The organism is Psychrobacter sp. Cmf 22.2, assembly GCF_001921745.1.
Classification (GTDB): Bacteria; Pseudomonadota; Gammaproteobacteria; order Pseudomonadales; family Moraxellaceae; genus Psychrobacter.
This window is the reverse complement of record NZ_MRYA01000007.1, coordinates 122901-137723: the sequence shown is the minus strand read 5'-3', so window position 1 is coordinate 137723 and position 14823 is coordinate 122901. Positions and strand designations below refer to the sequence as shown.

Below are 14823 nucleotides of genomic sequence, written 5' to 3'. Positions count from 1 at the left end.
CTATTGCAAATAAGAGGTTGATTTTGTACTAAATTTTAGCGTTATTAACTCATTCTAAGCTTATCAAAGGTCAGCTTATCATCCACATCTACATCGACTTTGATAATGTCACCAGCGACAAAGTCACCTGCCAGCAATTTTAATGACAATGGGTTTTCAATCTCTTGCTGGATTGCACGTTTTAGCGGACGCGCACCATATACTGGGTCATAACCTACTGCGACCAACTGATTCATCGCCTCATCAGATAAGGTAATATCTAACTCACGATCTTGTAAACGGCGACGCAGACGCTCTAGTTGGATATCAGCAATGCCGGCCATTTGTTCTTGTCCGAGCGCATGGAACACTACAATCTCATCAATACGGTTTACAAACTCGGGACGGAAATGCTCACCAACCGACTCCATCACTGCCGCTTTAATGTCCTGGTAATCTTCACCGACCATCTCTTGGATCTTATGTGAACCCAAATTACTGGTCATAATGATGACAGTATTCTTAAAGTCTACAACGCGACCTTGCGAATCAGTCAAGCGCCCATCATCCAAAACTTGCAATAAGATATTGAACACATCAGGATGCGCTTTTTCTACCTCATCAAACAATATCACACTATAAGGCTTACGGCGTACAGCTTCTGTCAATGTACCACCTTCTTCGTAACCGACATAACCAGGAGGCGCACCTACCAAGCGGCTGACACTGTGCTTTTCCATAAACTCACTCATGTCGATACGCACCATCGCATCTTCACTATCGAATAAGAAGTTTGCCAAAGACTTAGTCAGCTCAGTCTTACCAACCCCTGTTGGTCCTAGGAATAAAAACGAGCCAGAAGGACGATTGGGGTCAGACAAGCCTGCACGGCTACGACGTACTGCATTAGCAACTGACTCGACCGCTTCATCCTGACCGATAACGCGCTCGTGGAGTTTGTCCTCCATCGCTAGCATCTTATCACGTTCACCTTGCATCATCTTACTGACAGGAATACCAGTCGCCGCTGCTACCACTTCAGCGATCTCATTATCGGTGACTTTATTACGCAGTAATTTTACACCTGTAGGCTCACCTGTCTGCTCTTCTTGCTCAGCCAGATCAGACTCATTGATACGGCGCTCAAGCTGTGGAATGGTCTCATACTGCAGTTTACTCATGGTCTCATAATCGCCTTCACGACTGGCTTTATCATAAGCAATACGCGCTTTATCAAGCTCATCTTTTAGCTGCTGACTGCCTTTGACCAAAGCTTTTTCTGCTTGCCAGACTTCATTAAGATCAGCGTATTCTTTTTCAAGCTCTTCTATTTGCGTATCAAGTACTTTACGCTCAGCTCGTGCGCCCGCATCTTCTTCATTTTTGAGCACTTCACGCTGCATCTTTAGCTGAATCAGACGGCTATCAAGTTTGCCTAAAGCTTCAGGTTTACTATCCATCTCCATACGCAGACGACTTGCCGCTTCATCAATCAAATCAATGGCCTTATCTGGCAATTTACGATCGGTAATATAGCGATGACTCATACGCGCCGCTGCGATAATCGCGCTGTCTTGAATGTCGACACCGTGATGCAGCTCATAACGCTCTTTTAGACCTCGCAAAATAGCAATTGTATCTTCAACCGTCGGCTCATCAACCAATACCTTTTGGAAACGACGCTCAAGCGCCGCGTCTTTTTCGATATATTGGCGATACTCATCCAAGGTCGTTGCCCCAACGCAATGTAGCTCACCGCGTGCTAATGCAGGCTTTAGCATGTTCCCTGCATCCATCGCGCCATCAGTTTTGCCCGCACCAACCATGGTATGCAGCTCATCAATAAACAAGATGACATTGCCTTCTTGCTTGGCCAAGTCACTCAGTACGCTTTTGAGACGCTCTTCAAACTCTCCGCGGAATTTCGCTCCAGCTATCAATGCGCCCAGATCTAAAGACAGCACTTCTTTATTACGCAATCCTTCTGGCACATCTTTTTGAATAATTTTTTGTGCTAGACCTTCAACGATAGCCGTCTTACCGACACCTGGCTCACCGATGAGTACGGGGTTGTTTTTGGTACGGCGCGAGAGAACCTGAATAGTACGGCGAATCTCTTCATCACGGCCGATGACGGGGTCGAGCTTGCCAAGCTCTGCTCGCTCGGTCAGATTTATCGTATACTTGTTGAGCGCATCACGCTGATCTTCAGCGTTTTGATTGTCTACTTTATCATTACCACGTAATTGCTCGATAACTGCTTTTAACTTATCAGCAGTCACGCCAGCACTCTCAAATATCTTTTTGGTCTCACCTTGTTCAGCCAGTGCCAATATGACCCATTCAGTGGCAATAAAATCATCACCAGCTTTTTGCGCTTGACGATCTGCAAGATTTAGAATTTTGACTGCGTTTGGGTTTAGGTTTACATCCCCTGTCGGCTCGCTAATCTTGGCTTGATTGTCTAATGCTTTTGCCACGCCATTTTTTAGTGCAGGAATAGAGGCACCTGCTTGCTGACAGATAGATAAATTGGATTCATCCTGCAGTAGAACGGCAAGCAAGTGCACTGGGTCAATGCCCGTATTATCACGTCCTAATGCCAAGCTTTGTGCCTCTTGGATAGCGGCCTGCAGCTTTTGCGTAAACTTTTCAAATCTCATAGGGTAATCCTTTTATAATTCATATTTTTTTAACAGTTTTTATAACAGGCCTATAATATACGCCCTCTGTTTGTCTGCTATATATATGCGGGATAATATCTTGCATTTCAACTAAAAATATATAGTGTCAATACTGGTTAATGACTTGTTGGTAACAGTGCAAAAATACTATTTATTGTTTAAACCTTACTCACAGTATTGGTATTGATTACAGATATTATTTGGTGTGTTTGGTAGGTATTTCAAGAGAATACTTCAAAATCAAAACGTTATAAAAAAAGGAAAAATTGTAACATCTACTGTTTTAGAATCTATTAAAACGAAAAAAGCCCAAAGCGTTGGCTAAACCAACGCTCCAAGCTCTTTTTGTACTAATTTAAAAGTTTTAAATGTTCTTAACTAACCGTAGATAACGCTTCTTTTAGTTTATCTTCAAATTTATCTTTTATAAAATGTGCATACTCTATACTGATGTGTTCTGCATCGCGATACATTATTTTTCCAGAAAAAGTAGTTGGACATTTTTCAGCGGTACAGAACATATCTGACATATCAATACCTGTAATAATGTCTTGATACTCTATAGTAGGATCAGTCGGCAATAAAGCGTCTGTCCGATCTATGACACAGGCATCTGTATCTGCTACATTCCTACTTCTATGTAAGCAGTCTGGTACATCAAAACTAAAGCGAGGATTGTCTCTTATACCAATCACATCTATTTCGTTATCAGAGATTACTTTCCAAGTATCAATATAAGATTGAGGGATAAACTCCTTTTGGTCTACCACCGTTCTAGTAGAGTTGGTGATAACAGCATAAGGTGCTATCTCTATAATTTTCTCAACCGCTTCTTCATTCCATTTATGGCAAGACTCGTTAGAATCTTCTACTACTCCTAACGGGCAACCCGCCTTTGTCATATTGATAACTTTGAAGTTATTATCTTTACCGATGGTGTCTAGTGCAGTGATCCATTGCACTGCATGAGACCCTCCTGCCAGTACTATCTCACGATCAGACGTCAAATCTCCAAAGTCGCAAGTAGTCACCTCCTCGCCATCCATAGATTGATTACAACCCGCAGCATAGGCAGCAGGGACTCTTTGCTTTATCGTAAGCAGACGTTCGCGATCTGGTTTGAAGCTTTCATCTTCTAAGTAAATTTTATCACCCGTAAATGGTTCAATAGATTTTTGTTCCAATTCTATCTTAGCATTTTCAGTAGTAGAGACGACTTCGTGTCTAAAGGCGAAAGCCGCTACCATCACAGGCAAGAAAAATAGAATTCCGATTGAAAAATTCACCAATACTTTTTCTCTTGGTATCCTTCTAAAAGGAGATTCTATTTTTTTGCTGGTAAAGTAAGCCAAAATCGTAGATACGATCATTATCATTAGCCCCTGTAAGAGACTGATAGATTCATAACCGAAGTATTCTTTATAAAATATCAAGATGGGCCAATGCCATAGATAGATAGTGAAGGATATCCCCCCTAAAAATACTAGGAATTTATTTGACAGTAAGTTGTTTACGACGCCTTTACCACCGACACCTGACATAATAATAAAAACTGCACCAAGTACAGGAATTAAGGATACAGGGCCTGAAAAACTTGCGCCTCTGGGTATGAAGATTGCACCGCCAATAATCAGAGCAATACCCAAAATGCCTAAAATTTGTCTATATTTTATTTTTTTGGCATTGGAGATTAAAAGAAAGGAGAGTGAACCGAAGAAAAACTCCCAAATTCTAGACAGTGGATTGAAATAACTCATCGCTGGATCGTCTTTGACCAGCATAGTAGCGTAGGCAAAGGACGCCAATATAATAATAATTATCCCCAAAAAAAGAGGCGCTGATGTTTGTCTTTTCTTCGCAAGATAGGCAAGAGGAATAAGAATCAGTGGAAAAACCACATAAAATTGCATTTGAATAGACAATGCCCAAAACTGCTGAACTGGGCTTGGCGGTCTACCAGTAGATAGATAATCGACAGAAAGCCTAATTAACTGTATGTTTTCAAGGTGCAAGGCACTGGCGATGATCTCGTGTAGTACCGTATATATAAGAACTGGAGATGAGATAAAGTAGCTGGCAACGAGTGTCGCTGCAAGTACAATATACGCTGAGGGCGCGACTCTTTTTATGACGCCGCCCCAAAAAGGAAATGGGCTGGCCGTGCCATTTAAAAAATAACCTTTCAATACAATTGAAGCCATCAAGAATCCGGAAACGACGAAAAATACATCAACCCCGCCTGACACCTTATTGAACCAAATATGGAACACCATAATAATGATTGCACCTACGGCCCTCAGTCCTTGGATGTCGTTTCGATACTCATGGTGGGTGTACTTTTCAAACACGGATTCCTCCCTATATTCATATAAGCGATTATAAACAATAGCACAGAAATATTAAAAAGGAAGAGGTAACATAAAAGAGTCTAGATATACGGTATTATAACGTTGATATACGGTTCTGTAATAACATGATAATAACCTTTATCGCTGTTTTGATCGTTGAAGAAGTATATAGAAGGCTGATTTGTTGACGTCTTAAATTAACAAATTATAGATAGTAATTATTAATAAAAGTCAGTAACCACAAGGTATGCACAGAATTTCAAACAAAACATTGATTCATAAGGATTTTATTTACGGCTGCATTATAAGAAGAGCTTTAGAATGATGAAACAGTGCTGTCTTCGTAGTCGGTGCTATTTATATAAGCTGCTATATTTATATTAATACCAACTATAACAGCCAAGCTAATTTACAAACGTAACAAATTTTTGCCGATTTATATCGAAGAAAGTATAGAGAAATGACATACGCCTTACTCATGATCGCTGTTTATTGGGGAGACATATTACTACATCGACCAATCACGAATCTATTATAAATAGTAAAGCGCTATGCTAAGATTTATGGGGTTTTTATAAATAAAGATTTTATATCAAAGAGTTATCTGTCTCTTACCGTCAACTAGTACGAATTAAACCATACGAATAGCACCATCTAAACGGATGACTTCCCCATTTAAGTAGGCGTTGTCGATGATATGCATGACCAGTTTGGCAAACTCATCAGGAGCGCCCAAACGTTTAGGATAAGGGACGCCCGCTTCTAACTGCTCACGCGCTTTTTCAGGGATGGTATCCATCATAGGCGTCGCAAATACTCCAGGCGCGACAGTCATGACGCGAATACCATGACGTGCCAGCTCACGTGCGAGTGGCAAAGTCAGACCGACCACGCCTGCTTTAGACGACGCATAACTTGCTTGGCCTACTTGCCCATCAAAAGCAGCAATAGAAGCAGTATTAACAATAACCCCATTATCAGCGTTCTTCTCTGCAGCGCTTTCTGTATCACTATTATTTGCTATGCGCTTAGCAATGGAAGCCGCGACCAAACGCGCCACATTAAAAGAGCCAACGAGGTTAATATTAACCCCGCGACTAAAGGCATCAAGCTCCGCTGGATTGTTTTCGCGATCGAGCAGCTTTTGTACGACCGCAATACCTGCACAGTTGATAGATCCTTGCAGACCGCCAAATTCTTTTTCAGCCTTATCAACAGCCGCCTGTACCTCTTCGCCACTGGTGATATCACAGCGTACAAACCGTACATTGTCACCCAGTTCATCGACCAGTGCTTGTCCCGCCGACTCATTCAAATCAGCGATGACAGCTTTGCCGCCTTTACTAACGATGGCACGAACGACTGCCTCACCCAATCCTGATGCACCACCAGTCACCAAAAAGCTGTGTTGTTGAATTTGCATGATTATTCCTTATTTATTTGAGATTTTGTATTTTTAGTTAAAATATTAGAAAGCTTTTAGTTAATATTATTAAAAATTTTGACAACTAAGTCTGTTCATTTAGCAGCTTATTCAGCAGTCAAACTTCGTAATAAAAAGCGCTGAATCTTACCGCTTGGCGTCTTTGGTAATGCTGCGACAAATTCAATTTCTCGCGGATAAGCGTGGGTTGATAAGCGCTTACGTACCAAGTCTTTAATTTGCTGGGCAATCTCGTCACTGCCTTCGATGCCGTCTTTTAGCACCACATAAGACTTAATATTATGTCCGCGCACCTCATCAGGGACACCGACGGCGGCCGACTCAGCAACAGCCTCATGTTCTAATACAGTGTTTTCGACATCAGTTGGACCAACGCGATAACCTGCCGTCGTAATGATGTCATCATCACGCCCTGAGAACCAATAGCTGCCATCGCTATGACGCTCGACCACATCTCCTGTCAGATAATAGTCTTCAAAGAAAGCCTGTTTTTCATTCCAGCTATAACCACGGAAATAAAACGCTGGCGATTGACTGACTACAACTGCTAGCTGACCTTGCTCGCCATCTGGCAATACTTGCATGTCATCATCTAATACGACAAGAGTATGTCCTGGCAGAGCCATACCCATTGAGCCGACTGGGCATTCATGGTCTAAGGCATGGTGCTCACAGCAGGTCATTCCAGTCTCTGTCTGCCCATATTGATCACAGACTTTGCAGCCTAGATGATTTTCAATCCAGCTTACTACTTCAGTATTTAAAGTTTCGCCTGCTGAATTGGCACAGCGTAATGATAATTTTGAAGGGTTGTTTTTAGTAATTTCCTCAAAGACACCGCTGGATTTCATCATGCGAAATGCCGTTGGTGAAGAGGCTAAATTGGTAATGTTATGACGTACTATAAAGTCGCGCGTATTGGTCGCATCAAAACCCGCTTCATTAAAATGAGTCGTGATACCTAATAATAGAGGTCCGGTAATTGCATAGTACAAACCATACGCCCAGCCTGGATCTGCCATATTCCAGTAGTTATCACTCTCGCGCAGATCAATGGCATAGCGCATATACAAATAAAAAGCTGGCAACGCGGCTAATGGAACACTAACACCTTTTGACTTGCCAACGGTACCTGAGGTAAACATCTGCAAAAATGACGCATCCGTATCTAACAAGACTGGTTCTATATCTTGCGACTGTGTTGCTATCATCTCGTTATAATTGTCGTCTCCCCAAGCCTTGCTATCGTCTGCCCTACCAATTAAGACCATTTTGGTTTGCTCGGCCAGATCTTCGAACTTGCTACGATTTTCTTGATTAGTGTAAACTACTTTAGTGTTAGCTTTGTCCATGCGGTACTTGATTGAATCATAGCCAAAAGCGGTAAATAAAGGCTGGTATATCGCACCTAATCGCCAAGTTGCCAACACAATGACTAATAACTCAGGGGTACGCGGTAGCATGGTCGCCACTTGGTCGCCAACTTGTACGCCGTAGGATTTTAATAAATTGGCCACTTGCGCACTTGCTTTATCAAGCTCTGCAAAAGTCATACGCGTTACATTACCAGCGGTATCTTCATGCACTAAGGCTAGATTATCGCCGCGGCCGTCACGCACATGACGACCGCAGCAGGCCATATAAGCATTAAGTCTATCGTTCAGATGCTCGCCAAAGATTTCTGTTAACAAAGCATCCATATTAAAATTATTATAATAGTCACTATAGCTTGTTAAAGCCTTTGAATCGACGTTTCGAGATGAATTGGTATTTGAAGATGAGATAGTCATGAGCTAATCCTTTAGCAGTAGAAAATATCGAACAACTGACAAAGACTGGTCGATGTTGGTTTTAATAGTTTGGGTTTAAAAGCAGAGCGGTTACATCCTATAAACCGTATGGCATACTAATATTTAAGTCAATCTATTAGTAACGCATTTATATATTTATTTCAATACATAACGTATCATTTTTACGTTTAAATGCAAATCATCTCATAGACATACCTTTATTCTAATGCGCTTAAAAAACCAAGCAACGCTTTTTCTTCACAGCGTTGATGGTCATTGGTGCGTCCACGACGTGCTTGTTTGTAAGGCGCAAAAAACTCCCCTGCTAAGAACTTCTCAATAATAATGGGATGAATGTAAGAGGCTCGGCATACGGCAGGTGTATTACCCAGCTCATCTGCTACATTTTTGACCATATCCGTAATGAGCTGTTGGCGCTCGTCGCTCTCGGGCGCACTTGCCAGTATCTCCTGACCTACTGACGTTTGCAGCTCATCATAGAGGTAGCTTGCCGCTAGCACGCTTGCCATCCATGTACGAAAGTCCTTTGCGCTATACATCTTGCTTTCACAATCGTTGCCGCAAGTGTGCGTGCGCAAATAGTCATTGATATCGGCACTATCGACCACTTGCTTATCGCCATTGTCATCCAAATATTTAAAAATCTGATAACCGGGCAACTCACTACATGTCTGCACAATGTCAATTAAACGCTCGTCCTGCAATTCAATATGATGCTCTTTGGCGCTTTTACCGACAAAGTCAAACGCCAGTCCGTTGTCTGTTTCGCTCACGTGCTTACTGCGTAAAGTACTGAGACCATAGCTTTTATTAAGCTTAGCATAGCGGCTGTTACCAATACGAATCAAAGTAGTCTCAAGTAGTTTAACAACTGCAGCCAATACATTCTCCCGAGATAATGACTCAGCTTCCAAATCTTTTTCGACCTGCGCGCGTAAGTTTGGTAGTGCTTTAGCAAAACCTACCATGGCATCAAACTTAGCCTGATCGCGGATATGGTTCCATGATGGATGATAGAGGTACTGCTTACGTGCTTTGTCATCGCGTCCCGTTGACTGCAAATGGCCTTTGTCATCTTGGCATATCCAAACCTCTGACCACATTGGTGGTATCACTAAATCATTGAACCGCTTACGCAACGCCTTGTCTTTCACAGTCTTGCCAGTCGCATCACGATAGGTAAACCCGCGCCCCCAACGTCTACGTGTAAACCCTGGTTCATCGTCGCTGACATAACGCAGATTGGCGCGCTGTGCTAAACGCTCATAATCATGACGCGTATCTTCTATAATCGCTTGCTGGTTTGCCTTTACCATAAAACAGTACGCCTCTTAAAAGTGGTTGGTTTAGCATAATTAACTGACGTTATTTTTGCTGTTTACTTGCCACGGATAAAGTGTAATGCTGTGTAAAAAATAGCTTATTAGGCACTCACAAAAAACGCCAAGCATTTAATACTTGGCGTTCATTTTTCTGATGCGTATCTAAAAAACCACTATTTACCATAAACACATAAATAAGCCGTTTCTACTTCAACTTTGACATTAAATTTCTTATTGGCTTCAATAGTAAACTGCTCGCCTGCATTAAAGGTTTGCCACTCATTACTTTCTGGCAACTTAACCGTCAATGCCCCACTAACGACTGTCATGGTTTCAAATTCGCTAGTTCCAAATTCGTACTCACCAATGCTCATGACACCGACAGTAGCTGGCTTGGTCGCCGTCTGAAAAGCAATAGAAGTCACTTTATCATCAAAATAATTATTAACGCTTGGCATAACTTTTCCTTAAGTAATTTTTGTATTGTTATAGTCGATTCTAAATAAAATTTATCCCAGTCCCACTGTATCGTCTTTATACTGAACTCACTATACCCATATATCAACTTTATGGACTGCTGTAGGCTGTGGCTTTAAAAATATTGAAGAATAAAGAGTAGAAATTTATTCTTCAAAACACTTCTACAGTCCAGCTTTTAGGCTCGCTTCGATAAATTGATCGAGGTCACCATCTAGCACCGCGCCGGTGTTAAAGGTCTCAACACCCGTACGTAAGTCCTTAATGCGTGAGTCATCGAGTACATAAGAGCGGATTTGACTGCCCCACCCGACGTCGGATTTGTTATCTTCGACCGCTTGCTGGCTTTCCATACGTTTTTGCATCTCAAGCTCATAAAGCTTAGCACGTAGCATTTTCATCGCAGTGGCTTTGTTACCGTGCTGGCTACGCTCATTCTGACAAGTGACTACTACTCCACTTGGCTCATGGGTAATACGCACCGCAGAGTCCGTGGTGTTGACGTGCTGACCGCCCGCGCCCGATGAGCGATAAGTATCGATACGCAAGTCTGCTGGGTTGATATCAATCTCGACATTATCATCAATTTCAGGCGAGACAAAAACGGCCGCAAATGAGGTATGACGACCGTTATTGCTATCAAATGGTGACTTACGGACTAAGCGATGCACGCCAATTTCGGTACGTAACCAGCCAAACGCATAGTCACCTTTAATCTCAATCGTAGCTGACTTGATACCAGCGACGCTACCAGAAGACACCTCAATGACGTCAACTTTAAAGCCATGCGCCTCTGCCCAGCGCGTGTACATACGCAGTAGCATCTCGGCCCAATCTTGCGCTTCGGTGCCGCCGCTGCCCGATTGGATATCCAAGTAGCAGTTGTTTGGATCCATCTCACCACTAAACATGCGACGGAACTCTAAGTCAGCAACGCGCTTCTCCGCATCGTCGAGCTCGGCTTGTACATCAGCAAGCAATGATTCGTCTTCTGCTTCTACCGCCAGTTCCAGCATGGCAGATGCATCTTCTAAGGTAGTCTCAAGTGAGACCACAACATCGATGACGCCATCAAGCTGGCTTTTTTCTTTATTAATCTTGGTTGCACGCTCTGGATCATTCCATAGCTCAGGGTTTTCTAGTTCTAAATTGACTTCTTCTAAGCGTTCTTGCTTACCATCGAAGTCAAAGATACCTCCGCAAGTCCTGCCCACGCTCAGATAAATCTTTGATTTTTTCTTGATACGGATTGATTTCCATAGGTTTTCCTGTTTCGTTAATCTTAAATAAAAAGAGTATAAACATTATAACGTCGTGTCACTGGTATAAACTTTACTTGCTTGCTGTGTCTACGCTGACAGAGGCTGCGCAAAATTTATCCCAGTAACACTGTATTTATTTTATAGTGGATTGATTATATCTCACTAATATGGCGCTATATTAAACGAGATTGGGATACCATGTCTGGCTAATTATTACTGCCTTTGTATTAAACAGCGTTTATATTAAGAAGTTTTAAGCAGCCTAAATTGACCAATCTTCTACTGCCCAGCGATGGGCCAGCGCATGCGCATGCAGCGCGTCATCAGGAGACACGCACACTGCGACGTTCGCCCATTCTAGCAGCGGGATATCATTTTTAGAATCTGAATACGCGTAAGTTTTCTCAAACTTAACCCCTGCTATTTGCTGCTTATCAAGCCATTTATCAAGATGATAAATCTTGCCCGCTTGGAAGTTTGGCTTATCAGTCAATTTGCCAGTATAGCGTTCGTCTTTGATTTCGAGCGGTGTGGCAAGCACATTGGCATCCGTAATGCCAAACCGCTCAGCAATGGCAGACACCACAAAATCATTGGTCGCAGAAATAATTACAACATCGTGACCTTGCTCAATGTGCTGACACAGTACTTCCATCGCTTTTGGACGGATATGAGGCTCGATTTCACTTTTAATATAATCTTCTCGCAATTCGTGCAGTCTATCCATTGGCAAGCTACTTAAAAACTGCGCGACAAATTCATTATACTCTGTCGCATCAAGCGTACCTTCAATATAGTCTTGATAAAATTTTTGATTGGCAGTGCGATATTCAGCTTCATCGACAAGGTCGTGTTTGACGATATATTCGCCCCATAAATAGTCGCTATCGACGTCGAGCAAAGTGTGGTCTAAGTCGAACAACGCTAAAGTGCGCGCGACAGGAACGGTGTCGTCAGTTTTGGTACTCATATTAAAGAACTCATGAAAGTAGATGTTGGTTAGGACGTTTTGATATCGTTAAATTGGTTGATATAGCAAATACCAAATAAAATGGATACGTTGGGTTATGACGTGCGATTATTCTGGCTGCTCAATCTCTTTTAGACCAGTTTTAAACTTTTGACAACGTGCTGCATAATGCATAGCAGACTCTTTTATCATAGCCGCTTGCTCATCAGTCAAAGTTTTGACCACTTTTGCTGGTGCGCCCATAACTAATGAATTATCTGGAATCTGTTTGCCCTCAGTGACCAAAGCCTTTGCACCGATAATGCAATTTTTGCCAATTTTGGCATTATTTAAAATAACGGCGCCGATGCCAATCAGACTATTATCATCCACTTCGCAGCCATGTAGCATGGCTAAATGACCGATAGTAACATAATTGCCAATTTTGACTTCAATACCTTCATCGGTATGGATAACGCTATTCTCCTGCACATTACTATAATCACCAATATGAATGCGCTCGTTATCACCGCGAATGACCGCCCCAAACCAAATACTGGCTTGATGACCTAAGTAAACGTCACCGATAACGCGTGCTGAATCTGCAACCCAACCGTTGAATGGAACAGCAAACTCAGGGGTTTTGTCTAAATACTGATAAATCATAACGAATCCTTGTTTTAGTTGTACGTGTTGACTTTATTGTTTAGTAGATATAATTAAGTGCCGTCCATTGTGGCAAAGCTATGTCGTAAAATCCAGCCGTTTTGATAGGAGTCTTATAGTTATATTAACTTCAAGTAGTCAGTTAGATGTCTTAAAGCTTAGGCTATTCTTAGTTTTTAGAGTGATCAGTTGCAACTATCATTTAACAAGTGATTATTAACCTTGCTAATCGGCTAGCTATATTGGCATATATTGTATATAATGCGCAAAATCTGTGCCTAAGCGAGCGGACATGATGCAAGTTACCTATTCACTACCTAGTGAGTTTTGTAGTTTTCATCAATAATGTCTTCTCGCTTTTTTGTGGAAAATTTTTGACTTTAGCCCTTTTTTATTCTGGTTTTGACGGCAGTTATAACAGTATAAAAAGCGACTATGAGCCAATATTTGAACCAACATATTATTATGGCACTCACAAATAATAGCGGAGGCAACCCTTGAATTCATCGGCAGAAATACAAGCAATTTTGGCACTAGCAGACGGTACGATTTTTCGCGGTGTTAGTATCGGTAGTCTCGGTCATCGTGTCGGTGAGGTGGTCTTTAATACAGCCATGACAGGGTATCAAGAAATCTTAACCGACCCAAGCTACGCCCGTCAGCTGGTCACCCTCACCTACCCACATATTGGCAATACTGGTACCAACGCTGAAGATATCGAGTCTGGTAATGGTCATCAAGTATGGGCGGATGGCCTGATCATCCGTGACGCTACCATGGCAACATCCAACTTCCGCAACTCCCAATCATTAAGTGATTATCTACAGAGCCATGATACCGTCGCCATCGCTGACATTGATACGCGCCAGTTGACTCGCCTATTACGTGATAAAGGCGCGCAAAACGGTTGTATCATGACTGCCTCTAACGGCGCAACGATTAGCACTGACGACGAACAACAAGCTATTAAACTGGCACAAGAATTTGCTGGTATTGAAGGCATGGACTTGGCAAAAGAATGCTGTACGCCAACGACGTTTGAGTGGACAGCGGGCAGCTGGGATTTGTCAGATACTCTACTCAACCGTGATGTACCCGGTAGCCATGATAGCGGTACAGGCGGCTTCTTTAAGCAGTTAGGTAAACATGTCGACACAACATATAATGTTGTCGCCTACGACTTCGGTAGTAAAACCAACATTCTACGTATGCTGGTCGACCGCGGCTGTCATGTGACGGTCGTGCCAGCACAAACGCCGATCAAAGACGTGCTAGCGATGAATCCAGACGGTATATTCTTATCTAATGGTCCTGGCGATCCTGCGGCTTGTGACTACGCTATCGACGCGGTACGTTACATCATTGAAGAGACAGATATTCCAACCTTTGGTATCTGCTTAGGCCATCAGCTGATCGGTCTTGCCAGCGGTGCAAGCACTATTAAGATGAAAACTGGACATCACGGTGCCAACCATCCGGTGCAGGACCTAGCAGCTGGGACGGTTATGATTACCAGCCAAAACCATGGTTTTGCGATTGATGAAGACACGCTGCCTGACAACGTTAAATCAACGCATCGCTCACTATTTGATGGCACTAACCAAGGGATTGAGCTGACCAATAAGTCTGTCTTTAGCTTTCAAGGTCACCCAGAAGCCAGCCCCGGCCCGCATGATGCTGCGCCACTATTTGATAAATTTGCAGATATGATGGCAGCTGCTAAGACGGCTAAAGCTTAAAGTCTTGACAACCAGTCATTAACCATAAGTAGATGGTCAACTGTCGAACAATAAATATAACGCTTGAAACACTAATAGCGGTTTAAGCGTTATCATACAAAACATGATAAGCCCTATAAAAGTATAGATTCACTAAAATATC

The 14823-nt window shown here is 42.5% G+C and carries 10 protein-coding genes; 1 reads left to right on the top strand and 9 read right to left on the bottom strand.

The window, feature by feature from the left end; all coding sequences use genetic code 11:
* Positions 1-44 precede the first annotated feature (44 nt).
* The 9 genes from clpB to BTV98_RS11615 all read right to left on the bottom strand — a co-directional run bounded on the left by clpB (position 45) and on the right by BTV98_RS11615 (position 12942).
* Positions 45-2642 (bottom strand): ATP-dependent chaperone ClpB, encoded by a 2598-nt coding sequence (gene clpB / locus BTV98_RS11655; RefSeq protein WP_058369718.1) that lies wholly within the window; start codon positions 2640-2642, stop codon positions 45-47.
* Positions 2643-3037: 395 nt separating this feature from the next.
* Entirely contained in the window at positions 3038-5011 is a 1974-nt protein-coding gene (locus BTV98_RS11650; protein WP_075103653.1) for an acyltransferase family protein, read from the bottom strand.
* A 631-nt stretch (positions 5012-5642) separates the two neighbouring features.
* Positions 5643-6434, bottom strand: a complete 792-nt coding sequence (locus BTV98_RS11645) for an SDR family NAD(P)-dependent oxidoreductase (protein ID WP_075103652.1) — start codon at positions 6432-6434, stop codon at positions 5643-5645.
* 107 nt (positions 6435-6541) lie between these two features.
* A complete protein-coding gene (locus BTV98_RS11640) occupies positions 6542-8245 on the bottom strand; it encodes an AMP-binding protein (RefSeq protein WP_075103651.1) in 1704 nt (567 codons plus the stop codon).
* Positions 8246-8463: 218 nt separating this feature from the next.
* Complete coding sequence (locus BTV98_RS11635; protein ID WP_058369714.1) at positions 8464-9582, bottom strand: DNA topoisomerase IB; 1119 nt, start codon at positions 9580-9582, stop codon at positions 8464-8466.
* 179 nt (positions 9583-9761) lie between these two features.
* On the bottom strand, positions 9762-10046 hold the full coding sequence (locus BTV98_RS11630; RefSeq protein WP_058369713.1) for a pyrimidine/purine nucleoside phosphorylase: 285 nt from the start codon (positions 10044-10046) through the stop codon (positions 9762-9764).
* 183 nt (positions 10047-10229) lie between these two features.
* Positions 10230-11325 (bottom strand): peptide chain release factor 2 gene (gene prfB / locus BTV98_RS11625; protein WP_143505748.1). Its coding sequence is split into 2 segments (ribosomal slippage): positions 10230-11252 and positions 11254-11325, totalling 1095 coding nucleotides; the frame shifts between segments, so codons are not numbered across the junction.
* A 264-nt stretch (positions 11326-11589) separates the two neighbouring features.
* On the bottom strand, positions 11590-12297 hold the full coding sequence (locus BTV98_RS11620) for an HAD family phosphatase (RefSeq protein WP_058369711.1): 708 nt from the start codon (positions 12295-12297) through the stop codon (positions 11590-11592).
* 108 nt (positions 12298-12405) lie between these two features.
* The gene (locus BTV98_RS11615; RefSeq protein ID WP_058369710.1) at positions 12406-12942 is read right to left on the bottom strand and encodes a gamma carbonic anhydrase family protein; all 537 of its coding nucleotides are present in this window, start codon (positions 12940-12942) and stop codon (positions 12406-12408) included.
* Between the two features lie 497 nt (positions 12943-13439).
* Between BTV98_RS11615 and carA the strand changes: the two genes are divergently transcribed.
* Positions 13440-14681: a glutamine-hydrolyzing carbamoyl-phosphate synthase small subunit gene (carA, locus tag BTV98_RS11610; RefSeq protein WP_058369709.1), complete on the top strand. Its 1242-nt coding sequence runs from the start codon at positions 13440-13442 to the stop codon at positions 14679-14681.
* Positions 14682-14823: the final 142 nt, after the last annotated feature.

Coding starts and splice junctions, on each gene's coding strand:
- clpB (WP_058369718.1), bottom strand. CDS start 2,642: ATGAGATTTGAAAAGTTTACGCAAAAGCTGCAGGCCGCTATCCAAGAG.
- BTV98_RS11630 (WP_058369713.1), bottom strand. CDS start 10,046: ATGCCAAGCGTTAATAATTATTTTGATGATAAAGTGACTTCTATTGCT.
- BTV98_RS11620 (WP_058369711.1), bottom strand. CDS start 12,297: ATGAGTACCAAAACTGACGACACCGTTCCTGTCGCGCGCACTTTAGCG.
- BTV98_RS11615 (WP_058369710.1), bottom strand. CDS start 12,942: ATGATTTATCAGTATTTAGACAAAACCCCTGAGTTTGCTGTTCCATTC.
- BTV98_RS11645 (WP_075103652.1), bottom strand. CDS start 6,434: ATGCAAATTCAACAACACAGCTTTTTGGTGACTGGTGGTGCATCAGGA.
- BTV98_RS11635 (WP_058369714.1), bottom strand. CDS start 9,582: ATGGTAAAGGCAAACCAGCAAGCGATTATAGAAGATACGCGTCATGAT.
- BTV98_RS11640 (WP_075103651.1), bottom strand. CDS start 8,245: ATGACTATCTCATCTTCAAATACCAATTCATCTCGAAACGTCGATTCA.